This window comes from Enterococcus sp. AZ095b (assembly GCF_051714725.1).
GTDB lineage: Bacteria > Bacillota > Bacilli > Lactobacillales > Enterococcaceae > Enterococcus_B > Enterococcus_B pernyi.
This window is the reverse complement of record NZ_JBIOSL010000001.1, coordinates 1,260,288-1,281,577: the sequence shown is the minus strand read 5'-3', so window position 1 is coordinate 1,281,577 and position 21,290 is coordinate 1,260,288. Positions and strand designations below refer to the sequence as shown.

Genomic DNA, 21,290 nt, shown 5'->3' with positions numbered 1-21,290 from the left:
TACGTCAATTTTAGTAAATACCTAAACTCTTCCGTTTCTCATCTGCGCTGATATTCAGGACGAAACCTACGCAGATCGAAAGCATCAGCAAACTCGAACCACCTTGACTCAAGAATGGGAATGTGATCCCTGTCAATGGGATGATCCCAGTGATCCCGCCAAGGTTGACAAATACTTGGATCAGAAACATCGAACCGATCCCGATACATAGCAAAGAATTGAATGGATCTTTTGAGCGGATGCCCACTAAGATGATACGCGCAATCATGAACATCAATAAAGCTAAGATCAAAATACCCATGATCACTCCTAATTCTTCTACTACGATGGCATAGATAAAGTCGGTTTGCGCTTCTTGTAGAAATCCTTTTTTCTGGATACTATTCCCTAATCCGCGACCGAATAGACCACCGTTGAACATCGCATAATAACCATTCACCATTTGGTGTCCGTTATTCAATTCATCAGTAAAAGGGTTTTGAAAAATCTCAAAACGATGATAAATATATTGTAGGCGACCAGGGAAAAGTTTCCCTTGGGTCACGTTGATCAACCAAATTGTTACTACACTAAAAATGATTCCTCCGACACCGACGATCAAGGTGTAAAAATAATTGACGCCGCTAGCTAATAGTAACACGATGATGATCAAAAAAATAACCGTTGCATTCCCAAAATCGGGTAGACTTGCCACTAACACTGTCAAGGCAAGTACTAACAATAAAGGTCGTTTGACCGTTGCAATGAAGTTTTTTTGCACACTCATTTGTCTCTGTGACAAAGTAAAGGAAAGATACCAGATGGCAATGATCTTTAGGTATTCGGCGGGCTGGATAGAAAATCCGGCAATTTCAAGCCAACCTTTTGCACCATTACGTTCTTCCCCAAAAAATAAGACGATCAATAATAAAATCGTCAAGACTGCGATAGCCGCCATGATCAATCGCTGATTTTTCAATACACCGATTTTCATTTTGTATAGGAGTGCAATAACGATCAAGCTAAGCACCCAAAAAATACTTTGATTGATGACTGATGACGCTGGATTGCTCCCATTTGCTAATAGCAAGTAGGAGGTGGAGCTATAAACCATGATCAACCCGATGATACATAAAATCAAATATGGAATCAAAATACTGTAATCCAACAGATGCCTTTTTTTCACTTTATTCGGCAAGCTTATTCCCCCTTGCCACTTTCTTTTTTATCATAATTTTCTCGGTAAACTTCATTGTATAAGTGATTCAATTGACGTTCTAACTCACTGAGCATCAGTTGCCCTTCTTTTTTTTCAATGATCCCTACACGTATCGCAAAACTCACTTGTTGAGAAAATCCATACATTTGTGTATCGACTACCTCTTCAAAGGCTTTGCACTGCGAGATACAAAGACTGTTTGTTTGATTTTGGATCAAACGCTTGATGCGATCTGCCTCATCAATCAACACATTGAGTGCCGTCTCTTTTGAAAGAGAATCCATTTGCCTTTCCCTCCATTTCTAAGTTCATTCATTATAGCATATTTTACGCGATAACTGAGCAAGAACCTAGATTTATCTAGGCTTTTTTTTAGGTTTTTTAACTGTCACTTGGCGTAGCGCTTTCTTGGAAATTTTTGATTGCCTGCAAGAACATTTCACCGTACTTATCAAGCTTGCTTTGCCCTACCCCTTTGATTTGGAGAAGTGCCAATCGGTCATTTGGTCGATGCTGACTCATTTCTTTGAGTGTCGCATCTGAAAAAACAACATACGGCGGAACACCTGCATCAACAGCTAAATCAGTCCGTAACTGGCGTAATACTTCAAATAGGCCATCTGTTTCGTCATGCGACAATTGTTGCACTTTTTGGGGTTCCTTTTTGTGGACAGTTACTTTTCCCATAAGCACTTGCACCCCAAGATCGCTGACTTTCAAAATTGGGTATTCACCACTAGCCGCAAGTAAGTAGCCACTTGAAATCAGATAGTCGATCAACTGTAATATATTTTTTTGTGACAGATTCCTTAGTAGACCATACGTAGACAATCGATCAAACTGTAACTGTTTGATTTTCTGATCTTTTGATCCGGCAAGGACTTTCATCAGTAATTGTTTTCCGTAGTTCTCACCCATTCGTTTCAAACAAGACAAAACCATTTGCGTTTCTGTGGTCACATCGACAAGTTCACGATCATCAAGACAGTTGCCACAACGCTGACAAGGCTCGCTTGCTTCTCCAAAGTAAGAAAGAATATATTGTTGCAGACAGGATTCGATATGGACGTATTCAGTCATTGCTCGGATCTTGTCGTATTCCTTATGTTTTTGTGCTTCCTCACGTTGCGATTGTTGAACAAAAAACTTTTGGACTTGCACATCTTGTGGCGCAAATAGCAAAATGGCTTCACTAGGTAAGCCATCTCTTCCGGCACGACCAGCTTCCTGATAATATGCTTCTAATGAACCTGGTATTTGGTAGTGAATGACAAAACGAATATTACTTTTATTGATCCCCATTCCAAAAGCGTTCGTTGCTACTAATAGCTGAATACGATCATAGAGGAAAGCTTCTTGCATTTCCGTCCGTTCCCTTTCTGAAATACCGCCGTGGTATCTGCCAACGGAAAAACCAAATTTCGCCAACAACTGATATAGTCGATCCACTTCTTTTCTAGTCGCGGCATAAATGATGCCGGATTGATTTTGATTCACTTTTAAATACTCGACCAAATATTGTTCTTTTTTTTGATCTTTGATAACCTGCAACCTCAGATTTTCTCGTGCAAATCCAGTTTGAATATGGTTCTGTTCAGGGATTTTTAAAAGTCTTTTGATATCTGTCGCTACAGGGACAGTAGCAGTTGCTGTCAAGGCCACGATGGGCGGACGCTGAGGAATACCTTCTAAAATATTCGCCATCTGTAAATAACTGGGTCTGAAATCATGCCCCCATTGCGAGATACAGTGGGCTTCATCAATGGCAATCAAGCGAACGGACCAACGATTCATCGCTTGGATAAAATCAGGCATGATAAAACGTTCTGGTGCAACATATAACAATTGATACTTTTCTTCATCTAATGAACGAAAACGTTGTGCCACTTCATATCCTTCTAATGAACTATTAATAAACGTAGCAGCGATCCCCAGTTGATTCGCAGCATCCACTTGATCTTTCATCAAAGAGATCAAGGGAGAAACGACGATCGTCACCCCTTCCAAGGCTAGCGCAGGTAGCTGATAACATATTGATTTTCCGCTTCCAGTCGGCATGATACCCAAGACATCTTCTTGAGCCATGATTTTTTCAATGATTTCTTTTTGGCCTGGGCGGAAAAGCTCATATCCAAAATATTTTTTTAATAACTGCTCCACATGCGGCCTCCTCGATTTCTGTTTGTTTTTACACTTTCAAGTTTTACTTCTTTCATCTAACTATTAATTACGCATTTTCTCAAATGATTCATCAGACATGTACTATCTATTCTACTTCTGTCTGCTCATAAGAGCAAGCCTAACTCCGTGAAACAAAACACCATTTGTGAAACCAAAAACAGAGCGCTTTGAGTTTTTTAAAAGTTCTTTAAAAAATTCATCTTGCCGTTCTTGCTTTCATTTTTTGTTTCTTTAAGTTCTCCACAGCTAATGATTGACTTCCTATTACGAGAATTTTGATTTTTGCTCATAGGATTTATTTTTATATTTCTTGTCCGTGACTCCTTTAGTGATCATAAAAAAACAGTTGAAAGAATGCCAAAGTAATTATCACTTCGCTCTTTCAACTGCTTCGTTGTCATTTTAACTATCCGTTACTGTTTATCAAACGATTTCTTAGACATTTTTCGTTTCCAAAAAACAAATCCTACTATTAGTAAGAAGCATGCACCAATATATGGCAGTACTCGATTGATGGTTTGATTGGTTTGTGGCAATTTACTCTCATCACCCTCGGCTGCGGAACCCTCGCCTAAACCAGTCTCTGCTGAAATTCCATCTGCATCTGGGTCGTTGGATGTACCAGTACCATCTTCTGCATTAGCGTCCTCTTCTCCTGGCGCTGTTTCTTGTCCAGGTTCAACGATTTCATATGAAGATTCTGTACGAGTAGATAAACTCCCATAACTCCGATCCACTTTGACATCGAGAGAAACAAAACGACTGCCCATAGTTTCTGTATCGATTTCAGATGTTCCATCTAAAGAAACAGTATAGACGTTTTTAGGTATTACACGCCCATTGACTTTCACTTCTTTTACTAACGATTTCAGGTCAACTCTTTCAGTGCCTTGTGCAAAAGAAGGCTGAGCAGGTTCAACTGTTAACTCACCTGTAGGCTCAAAACCATAATCTGTTACCTTATAATACGCGTAATTACTGCCATAGGTGTAGTTTCGTTCGTTCTCTTCTGCCATCAATAAATTGTTACTAGTATCTACGTGATAAACCTTCACGATATCACCTGGGGTCACCGCCAGTGATTTACCAGTATTAAAACGTGAAATGGCTTGCTCGATTGTTTGTGTGCCACGAACCTCGTATTGATATTTGCTTTGCTTACGTTCGTTGAGAATTTCGATTCCATAATATACTTCGGTGTCATCGTATTCATTCACTCGATTCTTCAATACTGTTTGATCGGTTCCTTGGACAGATTGGATTTCAATTTGTTTGCTGTTTTTAAGTAAACCAAACGATCCAACCGTTTCACCTTTACGATTTTTCAAATGGATCGTGCTACCCCATTTCACTTCATAAGGCACTTCGATGTCAGTCGAAGAAACACCATCTGCTGTCGATACTTTTACCGTTACTGTTTTTTCTCCTGTCGTATGGGTATCAAACGCTCCCATTTGTTCTACTTTATAAAGCTCTGTGTTCAAACTCTGTCCGTTGAATGCAACATTCTCAATCAACGTTGTCACGTCTACCTCACTGGTATCCTCACCTAATACGAGTTCCTGACTAGCAACATCTGCGTAAATCATCGTAATCGGCTCAAACTCGCCATTCTTGACTTCATAATAAGCGTAATTCAACCCAGCTGTATAGTTTTTGACGATATCATCCCACATCAGTAAGTTCTGGTTATCTGTTTCTGCATGGTAGACACGGAAAATGTCTCCTTCTTCCACAGGTAATGATTGGCCATTATTGAACCCTTCGATTGCTTGACGAACCGTTTGATTACCTGCCACTTCATAAGTATATTTGATGTTATCGGGAAATAAACTATTTGCTTTATTTTTAGGATCTGCTAGGATGTCGATTCGATAATAGGCATTCCGACCATAGGCAGGATTGACTGGCGCATTAAGTTCTGTTTCATCTTCGCCTTTCGTGGCATAGATAGCCAACTCATCATTTTGATCAAGCAGGCTAAAAGAACCGACGATGCCTCTTTTTCCTTCTTTCTCTTCGCCTTTCAGAACAAATGTACTTCCCCATTTGACTTGATAAGGCAGTTCAAGTTGCACACTAGATAAACCATCGTTCATTTTCACACGCATAGAGACGTTTTTATTTCCTATCGTTGTCGTATCGATTTCTGAACGTCTTTCGATCGTGTATTCCTCTGGATCGACTGTTTTGCCGTTGATCGTCACACGATCAATTAATTCAGCATCAGCTGCAGTAGTCACATCTTGCGCGAGATAAAAGGCTTTATTAGCTGTATGGACTTCCATGACTGGCATTGCTTCAAAACCATAAGTCGTTACTTTGTAATACGCATAATCTGAACCATACGTGAAGTCCTCTTCTAGTTCATCGACCATCAGTACCGAGCTACCAGGAGATTTTTGCGGGTGATAAATTTTGATCACATCATCTAACTGGACAGTGACAGCTTGAGTACCATTAGTTCCAAAGCTGTTGATGACGTCTTGTAACGTGACACGACCTGGGACTTCTTGACTATAATGGACTCTTTCACCCCGTAGGACTTCAATTGAATAATAGAGGTCTTGATCGTTTCCTAAGCGCTCGTCTAATGGCGAGTCAAACCCATGATGGATTTTCAATTGTCTTGTCGTATTAGTAGTTTGCAGTGAGAAAACACCTGCTGAACCACCGGTGCTAGATTTCATCACGATCGTTCTGCCCCATTTCACTTCATAAGGCACTGTGATGACTTTTGATACTACCCCATCTTTTGTGTCAAATTGGATAGCAAGTTCTTTTTGACCAACTGTGGTTGTATCGAAGTTTCCTAATTGCTTCACTGTATATAGATCCGGTGTTAACTCGGTACCGTTGATCGTCACATAATTAATCAGTTGGGTTCCATCAATCTCTGTGGCATCATCACCTAGACTAAATTCTTGTGGTTTAGTATCCGTAGAAATCGCGAGGATCGGTTCTAGCCCATGCTCTGTGACTTCGTAATAGGCATCATTTGAGCCCATTGTAAAGTCTTTGGCCAATTCATCTTGCATCAATAAACTATTACCTGCTGGTTCTGCATGATACACTTTGATGACGTCGCCTTGTTTGACGTCTAATGGTTTTCCTTGATTGAACCCTTCGATCCCATCTCTAATCGATTGATTTCCTAGCACGTTATATTGGTATTTGGTAGTAATATTTTCGATCACCTCAATACCATAGTAAATGTCTCGGCCAAAATGATTATTCACCGGTTGACTCAAGTCCGTCCCACTTACACCTTGACTAGCATGCAATGCCCATTGATCGTTTTCTTTTAGCAGACTAAATGCGCCAACCGTCTCATCCCCCAAGCCTTTTAGCACAAATGTGCTGCCCCATTTGACTTGGTAATCGACTTCGAATTCCTCTGCTGAAAGTCCATCATTCATCGTGACTTTCAATTTCATTTTTCTTGTTCCAATACTACTTGTATCAAAATCGATCAATGATTCCACTTCGTATAAACTACTATCAACTACTCGACCATTGATCGTTACATTCTTTATTAATGAAGCTGGATCAATTGTCTTAGTGTTCTCGCCTAAAACAAAACTCTTTTGTGAAGCTTCTGCTTCTAGCAAGGGGAATGGATCAAATCCATAAGGAGTAATCTTGTAGTAGGCGTACGCCGTATCATATGTATAATCCTGTTCCTGTTCGTCAATCATCAAGACTGAACTATTAGGCGTTCGTTCTGGATGATATATCTTAATGACATCACCATAACGGACATCGATCGTTCCAGTAGAATCTCCAAATTTATCCATGATTTGCTGCCAAGTTGCGCGATTTGTCACTTCTTGGCTATAAACGACTGTTTCGCCTCGTAAAACTTCAAACGAATAATATAGCGAAAATGGGGAACTCTGCGGACCAACTGCCGTATTTATTGAGGTTGGTATCCCCATCCCAAATACAACTTTTGCCGTCTCATTTCCTGAATTATCTGTTCTTAAAGTAAATGATCCAGCTGATTCACCATTGATTGATTTCATCAAAATCGAGTGGTCCCAAAGAACATTGAGTGTTACCTCACCAGTTCCTTTAATCATCACACCGCTATTTGGATGCTTGGTTTGAACTGTCAATTTGAGCGTTTGAAGACCACCTATCCGATAATCTGCCTCCACACTTTCTTGTGGAATAAATTCAAGATCTCTTAATTCGACTGGTTCACCATGCATAGTGACCGAATCAATATAATCTCTAAAGTTTGTTGCAAATGTTGGATAATTATAACCGAGTTTTCGATCTTCAATTGATTTGAGGTTAACCTTTAAGCCCTCATGTGGCGTCACATCCATCTGAATCGAAGCAGTTGCTTCACGTCCATCAGAAGTTGTTACTTTTGCTCGCCATGTTTGTTCGCCTGGCGAATCAGTATTCACATCATCAAACCATTTTAGCGTATAGGTACCATACAGATTTGTTACTTCAAAGTATTCAGTCACATCTGGCAATTTATCATATTGATAAATGTCAAATGGTCCTGGTTTTCCCTCGATTTCTACAGCTAGAGGTTCTACAGTGATTGGAACTACTGCTTCTATTTCTCTACCCGACTCGTCTTTTACTAAAATCTTCGTATCTTGCTTTTCTACTTTCGTTGTATCAGGGGCTATTTTCCAACTATATTCAACTTTTCCACGTGTATTTTTTACATCTAGATAAGTTTCTGGATTAGGGATCGGTTGAGTATTTTGCATGAGTTTATGTGTACCTTCTTTGGCAGTTGCTACAATTTTACCGATTTCCTCTTCAGCAGTCGGTAACCGTACTTCAAATGTAGCTGCCATGAGAAATGGTTTCACATCGTTAACATTAGATGTAGGATTCGATAGATAAGCCACTCTTGGAAAGACAAATACTTCATTCCCACTGACAGAACCGTATTTTAGTCGAGTAAATCTTGCATTTAAATAAGGCTCGCTTGTTGAAGCCATTGAAGCGTATAGGCGCATCCGCCAAATTCCACTGTTAGAATCTACTTGCGTCCAATAGATATCATTACGCCCTCCACCTAATGGCCACATAACCATTCCTTTATCATTCGGAAAAATACTCTTAGAAAAATTTAAAACTTCAAAGCTGTCGTCTTTCTCGTGTTGCAAGTCAGAAATATTAAAAGTTGTTTTTGACAAATCTGATTGCACTCGAACTGCCTGCTCTTCACCAATTTTCAGTAAAGTTGCATCAGTAGTCGGTTTAAAGTAATTACCGTTGCTAACACTATCAAAATTATCGCTCGGATTATTATTCTTAGCACTAGTCCTTTTATTTTTCTCAATTGGTTGTTCATTACTTTCTTCTTTAATAGCTATTTTTTTGTTGTTTATTTTGTCTTCTTCTTTGTTTGGTTCTACTGAGGGTTGTTTTTTTTCAACCAATGATGTCTTCTCAGTCTTTGACTCTATGCTCGAAATTGCTTGTACAACAGCTTCATTCATACTTCCTAACACCAAGCCGATAATCATCAGGCTATTCAGAATTTTTGTCTTTTTCATTTTTCTAAGATTTACCTCCATTTATTCTACAAGTATATTCGGAGAAGTCTTAGAAAATCTTCAATTGAGTAAGCAATCATTCTCATCTTGAGTCTTCTATACTCCTCCTTTTTTCTAATGATCATTCAAAAGCAAAGCTTCATTTTATTATAACGTCATTTATTTTTTCTTTTTTACATTTTATTCATCCTCCATCATTAGTATTATTCTATTAGAACTTTCCCACTTTAACTCTAAACCTAAATACACTTTTTGATAACGCCATTTTTTCCATGTTAATTGGCATAAATTGAAAGAATAGTGTTATTTAATCTTATCCATCAAGAAATCGTATAATTTTATGATTTATTTTTACTATACTAAAAAAACATCGGATAGAGAAAAGCGGTTCACCAACAGCTTTTAGCTAGTATTTAATTGAATAACTATGTTTGACTTGATGATCGATCCTATATAACAAAAAAACCGAATCCCAGAGCTTTCTCTAGGATTCGGTCAAAATTATTATTTTTTCTTTTTAGATGCTTTTTCACGCGCATTTTTTTCTAAGATTTGTTTTCTTAGACGGATGTTTTCTGGTGTTACTTCACAGTATTCATCGTCGTTCAAGAATTCTAATGATTCTTCAAGTGTTAATTGTTTTGGTTTTTTGATGACTGATGTTTGGTCTTTGTTCGCAGAACGAACGTTAGTCATTTGTTTTGCTTTTGTGATATTGACTGTCAAGTCATTCTCACGGCTGTTTTCACCGATGATCATACCTTCGTAGACTTCTGTCCCTGGTTCAACAAATACAGTACCACGTTCTTCGATACTCATGATTGAATACGTTGTTGCTTTACCTGTATCGATGGATACTAACGCACCTTGGTGACGTCCGCCGATTTGGCCAGGAAGCATTGGCAAGTATTGATCAAATGTATGGTTCATGATTCCGTAACCACGAGTCATTGACAAGAATTCTGTTGAGTAACCGATCAATCCACGAGCAGGTGTCAAGAATGTCAAACGAATTTGACCATTTCCTGTATGAACCATATCTTGCATTTCACCTTTACGTTGGCTCAATGATTCGATGACACTACCCATGTATTCTTCTGGTGTGTCGATTTGAACACGTTCAAATGGTTCACATTTTACGCCATCGATCTCTCTTTCGATAACTTCTGGACGTGATACTTGTAACTCATAACCTTCACGACGCATGTTCTCGATCAAGATCGATAAGTGAAGTTCACCACGACCTGAAACTGTCCAAGCATCTGGTGAATTCGTTGGTTCAACACGAAGTGAAACGTCTGTTTGTAATTCTGCCATCAAACGTTCTTCGATTTTACGTGATGTCACGTATTTTCCTTCGCGTCCAGCAAATGGAGAGTTATTGACTAAGAAAGTCATTTGTAATGTTGGTTCATCGATATGCAAAATCGGTAATGCTTCTTGATGATCGACTGGTGTAACTGTTTCCCCAACGAAGATATCTTCCATTCCTGAGACAGCGATCAAGTCACCAGCTTTAGCTTCTTGGATCTCTAAACGTTGTAAGCCAAAGAAACCAAATAATTTTGTCACACGGAATTTCTTCACTGTGCCATCAAGTTTGATCAGTGATACTTGGTCACCAACTTTGATTTTCCCTCTGAAGACACGGCCGATACCGATACGTCCAACATAATCATTGTAATCAAGTAATGATACTTGGAACTGTAAAGGTTCATCGCTATTGTCAACTGGTGCAGGAATAGCTTCGACAATTGTATCAAAGATCGGTGCCATTGTTGGTTCTTGGTCCGCTGGATCATCGGATAAGCTAGATGTTCCGTTCAAAGCAGATGCGTAGATCACTGGGAAATCCAATTGATCATCGTCTGCGCCTAATTCGATAAATAATTCTAAGACTTCATCTACCACATACTCAGGACGAGCGGATGGTTTGTCGATCTTGTTTACAACAACGATCGGTGTGATATGTTGCTCTAAAGCCTTTTTCAATACGAAACGTGTTTGAGGCATGGTGCCTTCATAGGCATCTACAACTAAGACAACGCCGTCTACCATTTTCATGATACGTTCTACTTCACCACCGAAGTCCGCGTGTCCAGGTGTATCCATGATATTGACGCGAATCCCTTTATAATCAACAGCTGTATTTTTCGCTAAGATTGTGATTCCACGTTCTTGTTCAAGTGCGTTTGAGTCCATCGCACGTTCTTGTAATTGAGTGTGGGCGTCTAATGTGTCAGATTGTTTTAATAGTTCATCAACTAATGTTGTTTTTCCGTGGTCGACGTGGGCGATGATCGCTACGTTACGGATGTCATTTCTTTTATTCAATTTAAGTAACTCCTTTTTTATCGATTCTTTATCACAGGGCAATTTTACTCGACTGTTTATTATACCAAACTTTTTTCATGAAATATAGTGAAATGTTTTCATTTTTTCGAGAAAATTAATAATTCGCCCTTTTTCTAATCAAAACAGCACGAAAAATCCGAATTTATGTAAAAAAAAGTCATTACAAAAACTTTTCCATTAGCATCTTCTATAAATGACTGTTCCGATACTATCATCGATCAAAAAAATAAGCGAAGGATTACATTGCTCAAAAAAGCAATTTTATCGTCCCCCACTTATTTTATAAGAACTTTTTTGATGGATGTATCTCAAAGCTAGAAAAATAATCAATCCAATTGAAGCATGTCAAGTATGGTCGCATAGGCGGTTGGAGTTGCGGCTAAATAATATTCTCTGCCACTGAAACTCAATGGTGCACCGGAAAACCCACTATATCGCATACCGAACTCTTTCAACAAGACATTGCCAGCCGCGTAATCCCAGGGACTTAGATTAGAGATATAGCCGATGTGGTTGCCTTTTAACATCGCAATCAATTCTAAGCCTGCACAGCCACACATCCGAACACCGATACTTTGTTCACCAATCGCATGGATGTTGAATCGATCATGACCGAAGAGATAGCTATTAATTGCTACTAATCCTTTGTCTAATGGAAGGTCTTGCGGTTGGGGTAATTTCACATCATTTTTGTAAACACCGATCGTTTTACCGCCCCAGTATAATTCATCTCGCATGACATCATAGATGAATCCTAGCTGTCCCACTCCATCTTCGTAATAAGCAAGCATGATACAAAAATTTTCTCCTTGTACCACGAAGTTCAACGTACCATCAATGGGGTCAATGATAAAGACTTGACCACTCAAATCAGATAAGTTGTTGTATCCTTCTTCTTCTGCCAAAATTTTTGCTTGAGGATAGGCAGAATGGATTTTATTGATCAGAAATGCTTGGATTTCTCGATCCATGTTTGTCACTAGATCTTTACGATTCGTTTTTTCTGCAACTGTTAGTTGCTCATTTTGTGCATGGAGGATCTTTTCTTTTGCTGCTGCCAACCAGGCAATTATTTCCTCAATCATTTTCTCCATCGTCTCACCCATTCATTTTTAGCATTTTGTTGGTGTTCTTCTTTGCCTCTTGAATAGTACGGTATAGCGAATAGCCAGAAGCTTTTTCAAACTCGCGTCCTAACCGTTTTTCTTCTCCGATCGATTTGATCACTGTTTTGAATTGTTGATAGGTTGATAGAAATTCCTGATTATTGATTCCTTGTTCATTCGCTTTTTCGAGGGCTTCCCACATGTTCATCACGATGACCATTTCTTCAGTGGTCCAGTCCAAGTCTAATGGATATTGATACTCATTCATAGATATTATCTCCTATTCTATTCATCCCTTTCAGTTTATCATAGAAAGAAGACTTCTTCCAAGTGGTTTTGCTCTATTTTAGTTTACATAATAATTTTATAGTCGCTATTTAGAGTATAAAAAAACACAACTCTCTCTTCTCAGAGAAAGTTGCATTTAGTTGAATGATTAAATATGGATCGGTAAGCCTAAAGCTAATTCAGCTGCGTCCATTGTGATCTCACCTAAAGATGGATGTGGATGGATCGTCAATGCGATATCTTCAGCGTTCATACCTGATTCGATTGCCAAAGCAAGTTCAGAAACCATATCACTTGCTCCAACTCCACCGATTTGCGCACCGATGATGACATTGTCTTCATTCGTTGTCACTAAGCGGATAAAGCCTTCTGTTTTACCTAATGATAAAGCACGACCGTTCCCTGAGAATGGGAATTTGTAAGCTGTTGCTTCTAGTCCGGCTTCTTTTGCTTCTTTGATCGTCATCCCTACTGATGCTAATTCAGGATCAGTAAAGGCAACAGCTGGCATTGCTTTGTAGTCAACTGCTACTTTTTTGCCAGAGATTGCTTCTGCGGCGATTTTTGCTTCATAACTTGCTTTATGTGCTAAAGCAGCGCCTGGAACGATGTCGCCGATTGCAAAGATGTTAGGTACATTTGTACGTCCTTGATTATCAACTGGAATCAAGCCACGTTCACCGATTTCAACACCAGCTTGTTCTAAGCCCATGTCTTCAGTATTCGGACGACGTCCAACAGTGACCATCACGTAGTCAGCTGTTACTGATTCTTCTTTTCCGTCTACTGCATATTTTACAGTTACGCTATCACCATTGTCGATTGATTCTTTAGCCATTGCATTTGTAATGACTGTTACGCCTTTTTTCTTGAAGTCATCTTCCACTAATTTCACCAAGTCTTTTTCATACGTAGGTAAAATTTGTGGTGAACCTTCAAGGATCGTTACTTCAGAACCTAAGTTTGCGTAAGCCGCACCAAGTTCAGCACCGATTACCCCGCCGCCGATGATGACGAATTTCTTAGGAACTTCTGTTAGGCTTAATCCACCTGTAGAATCTAAGACACGACCACCAAATTTGAATCCAGGGATTTCGATTGGACGAGAACCTGTCGCAACGATAGCATGGTTGAATGAATAAGTTTGAGCAGAATCCGGATGGATCACACGTAATGTATGATCATCTACGAAGAATGCTTCGCCCTCGATCGTTTCAACTTTGTGTTTTTTCAACAAGTAGCCGACACCTGAAGTCAATGTTTTCACTACTTTGTTGTCTTTCCACTCTTGTGTTTTTGTAAAATCTAGTGAGACATTCTCACTTGTTACACCGAACATCGATGAATCAAGTGATTCTTGATAATGATGACCTGCTGCGATCAACGCTTTAGAAGGAATACAACCAACGTTCAAACAAACGCCGCCGATATATTCTCTTTCAATGATCGCTACTTTTTGGCCCATTTCAGCAGCGCGGATGGCAGCGACATAGCCGCCAGGTCCCGCACCGATTACAACTGTGTCTAATTCAACAGCAAAATCTCCAACTACCATTTGTTTCTCATCCTTCCATCATTAATAGCTCTGGATCAGCTAATAAACGTTTGATGTTATTCATTGCTTGTTGTGCTGTCGCACCATCGACGATTCGGTGATCGAAACTCAATGATAATTTCATCACTCGGCCAACAACGATTTCACCTTCAGCATTGACGATTGGTTGTTGTGCAATTGTTCCTACACCTAAGATTGCTACTTCAGGGTAGTTGATTACTGGTGTGAACCAGCCGCCACCAACTGAACCAATGTTACTGATCGTGATCGTTCCGTTACGCATATCGTCTGCCGCTAGTTTGCCATCATGAGCAAGTTTTGCTTTCTCGTTGATTTCGTCTGCGATCGCAAACATTCCTTTACGGTCAGCATCTTTCACGTTTGGCACATACAAACCATGGTCTGTATCTGTTGCGATACCGATATTGTAATAGTTTTTATAAACGATTTCTTGTTTTGCATCATCGATTGACGCATTCAAGATTGGGAATTTTTTGACTGTTGCAGTCAACGCTTTGACAACGTAAGGCAAGAACGTTAATTTCGTGCCGTTAGCAGCTGCCACTTCTTTGAATTTCTTACGGTTATCCCAAAGATTTGTTACTTCAACTTCATCATGTAAAGTGACATGAGGTGCTGTTTGTTTGCTGTTGACCATTGCTTTGGCAATTGCTTTACGTGTTGGTGTCAATGCCACACGTTCTTCTAGATCGCCTAAGTTTGATTTGAATGCTTTTGCTGGAGCAGCTTTTGTTTCAGCTGGTTTTTCAGCAGATGCTTCTGTTGGTGCAGCTGATTCAGCAGGTTTGCTTGCAGCTGCTGGAGCGCCTCCGCCAGATAAGAAGTTTTCGATATCTTCTTTTGTCACACGTCCGCCTTTTCCAGTTGCAGAAACTTGACTGATATCCACGTCTTTTTCGCGAGCGAATTGACGAACAGATGGCATTGCTAATACGCGTTTATCTGGGTTTGCCGCTTCAGGGATACTTGAAGAACCTGAAGTTTCCACTTTTGCATCAGAAGTTGCTGCCGCTGGTTTGCTTGCAGGTGCACTATTGTGTCCTGGCGCGTCGATCTCAACCAATACGTCACCAACATTTGCGACTGTACCTTCAGAAACAACGATTGTTTTCACAGTCCCTGTTACTGGAGATGGAATTTCTTCCACTGATTTGTCATTTTGCACTTCTAATAATGTATCGTCTTCATTGATCGTGTCACCGGCTTTAACAAACCATTTAACGATTTCACCTTCTGCGATACCTTCACCGATATCAGGTAATTTGAATTGGAATACGCCACCGTCAGAAGCTTCTGCTGATGCAGATGAACTTTCTGTTGTTGGTTCAGCAGCAGGTGCTTCAGGTGTTTGCTCAGTAGCTGCCACGCCTTGGCTTCCGCTTTCTTCGTTTCCTTCATGTCCTGGTGCATCGATCTCAACTAATACGTCACCAACATTTGCAACTGTACCTTCTGGAACAACGATGCTTTTCACTGTTCCTGTTACTGGAGATGGAATTTCTTCCACTGATTTGTCATTTTGTACTTCTAATAATGTATCGTCTTCATTGATCGTATCGCCTGGTTGAACGAACCATTTAACGATTTCACCTTCTGCGATACCTTCACCGATATCAGGTAATTTAAATTGGTAAGCCATGGGTTTTTAACGTCCTTTCTTTCCTTAAAATTCTGCGATTTCTTTTACTTTTGCTTCGATGTCAGAAGCATTTGGCAACCAGATGTTTTCTGCTTGACCGAATGGGAAAACAGTATCTGGTGCAGAAACGCGTCCGATTGGTGCTTCTAATGAAAGAATTGCACGTTCAGAGATTTCAGAGATTACTTGAGTGCTTACGCCTGCTTGACGTTGTGCTTCTTGAACAACAACGACACGTCCTGTTTTTTCAACAGATTTGATGATTGTTTCAACATCTAATGGAGCAACTGTTCGTAGGTCAACGATCTCAACAGAGATACCTTCTTTTTCAAGATTATCTGCTGCCTTGATGGCTTCACGTACCATTGCACCGTAAGTGATGATTGATACATCTGTTCCTTCACGAGTCACTGCGGCTTTATCTAAAGGCACTTCGTACGCTTCATCTGGCACTTCCTCTCGGAATGAACGATAAAGTTTCATATGCTCCAAGAAAACAACAGGGTCATTACTTCTAATAGAAGCAATCAATAATCCTTTTGCATCATATGGGTTTGACGGAATCACTACACGGATACCAGGAGATTGAGCAATCAATCCTTCTAAGTTATCTGAGTGTAATTCAGGTGTATGAACACCACCACCAAATGGTGAACGGATCGTTACTGGAATATTTCTTGTTCCACCCATACGGTATCTCGTACGAGCCATTTGTGCTACAACTTCATCCATTGCTTCAAAAATAAAGCCAAAGAATTGGATTTCAGGGACAGGACGGAATCCTTCAAGTGCTAAACCGAAACCTAATCCGGCAATACCTGATTCTGCTAAAGGAGTGTCAAATACGCGGTCTTCACCGAACTTTTCTTGCAATCCTTCAGTTGCACGGAATACGCCTCCGTTTTTGCCGACATCTTCACCAAAAACGAGTACGTTTTCGTCGTTTTCAAGTTCAAGTGCTAAGGCATCTGTGATTGCTTGAATCATTGTTTTTTGTGCCATGGTTATTTCGACTCCTTCGCTTCATAGATTGCAATTTGTTCTTTGATTGTTTGTGGTGTTTCTTCAAACATATTTTTCAAGAAATCTGAAACTTTTTGTTTTGGAACTTTATCTGCTTCAGCAATTGCTGCTTTGATTTCTTCTTTTGTTTGTTCGATGACTGCTTCTTCTTTTTCTTCGCTCCATAAACCTTTTTCAGTTAGGTATTTACGGAAACGGATCAATGGATCTTTTAATTGCCATTCATCGTCAACATCTTTTTCACGGTAACGTGTTGGGTCATCACCAGATAATGTATGTGGACCGTAACGGTAAGTCAATGTTTCGATCAATACAGGTCCGTTACCAGAGACTGCCCAGTCACGTGCCATTTTTGAAACAGTATAAACGGCTAATGGGTCCATACCATCTACTTGGATACCAGGGATACCAGCTGCTACTGCTTTTTGCGCTAATGTTTTTGCTGCTGTTTGTTTTTCACGAGGTGTTGAAATCGCAAATCCATTGTTTTGGATGTAGAATACAGCATTCGCATGGTAAGCTCCAGCAAAGTTGATTGCTTCATAGAAGTCACCTTGAGAAGAACCGCCATCACCTGTATAAGTGAAAACAACATTTTTCTTGTTACGTTTTTTAAGTCCTAATGCAACACCTGCTGCTTGGACGTATTGTGCACCAATAATGATTTGTGGTGGTAGAGCTTTCAATTCTTCTGGGTAGAAGTTTCCAGCTGCATGCCCACGAGACCATAGAAATGCTTGAGATAAAGGTAAGCCGTGTTTGATCAATTGTGGAACATCACGGTAACCTGGTAATAGTACATCTTCTTTGTCAAAAGCGAATGCACTAGCTAATTGACTTGCTTCTTGTCCAGCAGTAGGAGCAAAAAATCCTAAACGTCCTTGACGGTTCAATGCTGTTGAGCGTTGATCCAATACACGAGACCAAACCATGCTAGTCATCAATTCTACTAACTCTTCATCTGTCAAATCTGGAACAAGATCAGGGTTTACTACTTTCCCATCTTGATCAAGTGCTTGGTATACCGGAAAATCTGAATTGACTTCTTCAAGCAACGCTTGGAAGTCGATAGGTGTTTTCTTGTTTGCCATTTATCACACATTCCTCTCTCATCTATAAGAAACTCTCTTCATTCCGCGGTTGAAACAGCGACGATATCTGTATCACTATTTCTCCGGCTTCACTAATAAATTATCACGTATTCCTCCGAAATACAAGCTTTAAGCACAAATTTTCACCATTTAAAAAAATTATAACAATCCCTATCTCTGTTAAAATAGTGAAGGTAATCACAAGGTAGTAAGCGGTTTACATTTTTTCTAAAAAAACATAGAGATGTTTCTCCCCTTTTATAACAATCGTTTCTTTTCTGTATTCAAGTTGTTACAACCTTTTACCAATCACTGTATTAATTTTTTTCTCGATAGTGAGTGATTACACAAACCACTTACTTTAATTTTATCCTTAACATAGGCTTTTTTACAAACAATAAGCCTGTCCAACTACATATTTCTTTTAATTAACAGGCAATACGCCAACTTTTCCAGAAATTTCTTCACAAAATAAAAAAGAAAAGAAAAAATAACAAAAGTTACTCTTTCTTTTCTTACTATTGCTTCTCTTTCGCTTCCAACCATGTACGTAGTTTGTCCATTCGTGAAACGAACAATGGTAGGACATCAGGACTCATACGGCTATAGTTGATTCTTAAACCAATGTCTTCGCCAAAAAGATAACCTGGAGCCACACCTAACCCCTCACGTAATAATCTTTCTGCTAATACTTTCGTGAACTTTTCACCCTCCCAAGTCAACCAGCCATAATATCCGCCTGCAAGAGGGGCTAAATGAAAGAAGCCTTGCGAATCGACCCAACTACTTAAAAGCTGACTGTTCTTTTCTAGTCGTTGACACAGACTTGCCATGTTTTGGTCAAAAGAAGAATCAAAAACAGCAGTTGCGGCCATTTGTGTAAAGATACTCAAAGAGACATCCATCATTTTTTGTGCCTCAGACAATCGTTGGATCAGAATAGTTGGGCCCACGATCCAACCAATTTTAGTCGTTTCCCCCAACAAACGCAATAACGAGCCGACATACAAGACATTTTCCGGATCAATCGCATGGATCGGAGCGATCGAAGCTTGTTTCTCCGGAGAAAAGGCTAAATCTGCAAATACATCGTCTTCTATGATCGGCAATTGGTATTTGCGGCACAGCGCGACTAAACGTTGGCGACGTTCAGCAGCCATCACTGTACCTGTCGGATTTTGAAAATTTGGATTGACTAAGACCGCTTTGATCTTATGCTTATGAATAGCTTCTTCCAATTTTTCTAGATCAATCCCTTGATCATCCATCGGAATACCGAACAAGCGGGTACCAAGTGCTTTAAACAATGGCAAGCGGTAGAAAAAAGTGGGGGATTCCACCGCGATGGCATCTCCTACCGACAAAATGGTTTGTAAAATCAGAAAGATCGCTTGTTGTCCCCCACCAGTGATTAGCAATTGACTTTTTTTAAACGAAAATCCGTTATTTCTGGTCAAGCGTTCTCTGATCTGCGCCATCAGCGGTTGATACCCAAACACGGAAACGGCTTGTTCTTCTTTTAAAATACCTTCTAATGTATAATTGGGCATCTTCATATTAGGTAATACATCAAGCGGCATTTCACTTGAATATAAATCTAAAAAATCGGATTTCCGACTTGCTTCTTTGACTTTTTCTCCGTAACTATCAACGATTTTATCGTATCTTGCAGAGATCAATTGACGCCAATCGATCCGCGGCTCTGAAAAATCACCCCAAGTCACCGAAGAAATAAACCGACCACTCCCTTGACGACTTTCCAATATCCCTAGCCCACGCAATTCATCTAACGCATGAACAACAGTCGTACGATTCACACCAAAAAAATCAGCAAACATTCTTTCAGAAGGTAATTTATCTCCTGGTTGCAATTGCCCATTTTCGATTTTCTTCAAAATTTGATCCATGATCTGTTGGTAAGCAGAACCTTTATGTTTAGTTATTCTCGTCCACATGTGCATTCTCCAAATATTTACTTTCTACTATTGTAGCTTAGTTTCAAAAAGAAAGAAAATGTAAAAAAAGGGAGTGGGACATTCGTTCACCTCACCCACCTATAACCGAACAAACGGCGGGAACAAAAGTAACCTCTTCGAAAAATAAGGCGCCATCCACAAAAATTTGAAAAACAATTTTCGTGGATGGCGCCTTATTTCTCGAGGCTGAACACTTCCGTCCCGACCTCTCTTACTTCGAATTAAATCGTATCCCCATTGAAAATCGAGTTTTTAACGATGACATAATCGACTTTACGAATCGATTCTAAATCACGACCACCGGCATAAGAAATCGAAGATTGTAAATCTTGTTGCATTTCAACTAACGTATCTTTTAAAGATCCTTTGTGTTGAATCCAAATTTTCTTACCTTCAACATTTTTCTTTTCGCCTTTTTGGAATTCAGAAGCTGATCCAAAATATTCTTTGTAAACGACACCGTTCTCAACTTTTGTTTCTCCTGGTGATTCTTCGTGTCCTGCAAACAATGAACCGATCATCACCATCGTCGCACCAAAACGTACTGATTTCGCGACATCTCCAGGTGTACGGATGCCACCGTCAGCAATGATAGGTTTGCGGGCAGCTTTCGCGCACCATCTTAGTGCCGCTAATTGCCAACCACCAGTACCAAAACCAGTTTTGATTTTTGTGATACATACTTTTCCTGGGCCAATGCCGACTTTCGTCGCATCTGCTCCAGCGTTTTCTAATTCTCGAACGGCTTCTGGCGTGCCGACGTTCCCTGCAATGACAAACGTATCTGGTAAATGCTTTTTGATATGCTGGATCATCGCGATCACAGCATTTGAATGTCCATGGGCAATATCAATTGTAATATAATCTGGTACAAGCGATTTTTCTGCTAATTCTTCTACAAAAGCATACTCGTCTTTTTTCACGCCTACACTAATAGAAGAAATTAAATTTCTTGCTTTCATTTTTTCGATAAATGGGATTCGTGCTTCTTCTTCAAAACGATGCATGATATAGAAATAACCATTTTCAGCTAAAAATTCCGCAATCGTTTCATCAATGATCGTTTGCATATTTGCTGGTACAACTGGCATTTTAAAGGTATGTGAACCTAAAGTCACAGTTGTATCACATTCTGAACGGCTGTTTACGATACATTTATTAGGAATCAGTTGAATATCTTCGTAATCAAATACTTTCATCATATCGTCCTCTCGATTTCATATTCGTAAAAAACACGAACATTATCTACTTTTTACGTGCTTATTTTTAGCACCTCAAGTAATTTAACGTAATTTCATTAAAAAATCAAGCTTTTTATTATAA

The 21,290-nt window shown here is 39.6% G+C and carries 13 protein-coding genes; all 13 read right to left on the bottom strand.

Going from position 1 to position 21,290, the window contains the following annotated elements:
• Positions 1-10: 10 nt before the first annotated feature.
• A complete protein-coding gene (locus tag IGJ99_RS06125) occupies positions 11-1,177 on the bottom strand; it encodes an FtsW/RodA/SpoVE family cell cycle protein (RefSeq protein ID WP_010735660.1) in 1,167 nt (388 codons plus the stop codon).
• Between the two features lie 2 nt (positions 1,178-1,179).
• Positions 1,180-1,482 carry a YlaN family protein gene (locus IGJ99_RS06120; protein WP_010735661.1) on the bottom strand — a complete coding sequence of 101 codons (303 nt, stop codon included), beginning with the start codon at positions 1,480-1,482 and terminating at the stop codon, positions 1,180-1,182.
• Positions 1,483-1,579: 97 nt separating this feature from the next.
• Positions 1,580-3,358 carry a DNA helicase RecQ gene (gene recQ, locus IGJ99_RS06115; RefSeq protein ID WP_010735662.1) on the bottom strand — a complete coding sequence of 593 codons (1,779 nt, stop codon included), beginning with the start codon at positions 3,356-3,358 and terminating at the stop codon, positions 1,580-1,582.
• A gap of 434 nt (positions 3,359-3,792) precedes the next feature.
• Entirely contained in the window at positions 3,793-8,913 is a 5,121-nt protein-coding gene (locus IGJ99_RS06110; protein WP_438770680.1) for an LPXTG cell wall anchor domain-containing protein, read from the bottom strand.
• Positions 8,914-9,417: 504 nt separating this feature from the next.
• Complete coding sequence (gene typA / locus IGJ99_RS06105) at positions 9,418-11,247, bottom strand: translational GTPase TypA (protein WP_010735665.1); 1,830 nt, start codon at positions 11,245-11,247, stop codon at positions 9,418-9,420.
• A 347-nt stretch (positions 11,248-11,594) separates the two neighbouring features.
• A complete protein-coding gene (locus tag IGJ99_RS06100) occupies positions 11,595-12,362 on the bottom strand; it encodes an inositol monophosphatase family protein (protein WP_062806242.1) in 768 nt (255 codons plus the stop codon).
• Positions 12,363-12,366: 4 nt separating this feature from the next.
• Positions 12,367-12,642, bottom strand: a complete 276-nt coding sequence (locus IGJ99_RS06095; RefSeq protein ID WP_010735667.1) for a UPF0223 family protein — start codon at positions 12,640-12,642, stop codon at positions 12,367-12,369.
• A 168-nt stretch (positions 12,643-12,810) separates the two neighbouring features.
• Entirely contained in the window at positions 12,811-14,217 is a 1,407-nt protein-coding gene (gene lpdA / locus IGJ99_RS06090) for a dihydrolipoyl dehydrogenase (RefSeq protein ID WP_010735668.1), read from the bottom strand.
• 7 nt (positions 14,218-14,224) lie between these two features.
• Positions 14,225-15,877 (bottom strand): dihydrolipoyllysine-residue acetyltransferase, encoded by a 1,653-nt coding sequence (locus tag IGJ99_RS06085; RefSeq protein ID WP_062805353.1) that lies wholly within the window; start codon positions 15,875-15,877, stop codon positions 14,225-14,227.
• A 24-nt stretch (positions 15,878-15,901) separates the two neighbouring features.
• Positions 15,902-16,879, bottom strand: a complete 978-nt coding sequence (locus IGJ99_RS06080; protein WP_010735670.1) for an alpha-ketoacid dehydrogenase subunit beta — start codon at positions 16,877-16,879, stop codon at positions 15,902-15,904.
• Between the two features lie 2 nt (positions 16,880-16,881).
• Positions 16,882-17,991: a pyruvate dehydrogenase (acetyl-transferring) E1 component subunit alpha gene (pdhA, locus tag IGJ99_RS06075; RefSeq protein WP_010735671.1), complete on the bottom strand. Its 1,110-nt coding sequence runs from the start codon at positions 17,989-17,991 to the stop codon at positions 16,882-16,884.
• Between the two features lie 518 nt (positions 17,992-18,509).
• Positions 18,510-19,946: a PLP-dependent aminotransferase family protein gene (locus IGJ99_RS06070; RefSeq protein WP_438770679.1), complete on the bottom strand. Its 1,437-nt coding sequence runs from the start codon at positions 19,944-19,946 to the stop codon at positions 18,510-18,512.
• Between the two features lie 242 nt (positions 19,947-20,188).
• Positions 20,189-21,166: a GMP reductase gene (gene guaC, locus IGJ99_RS06065; RefSeq protein WP_019723828.1), complete on the bottom strand. Its 978-nt coding sequence runs from the start codon at positions 21,164-21,166 to the stop codon at positions 20,189-20,191.
• Positions 21,167-21,290 lie beyond the last annotated feature (124 nt).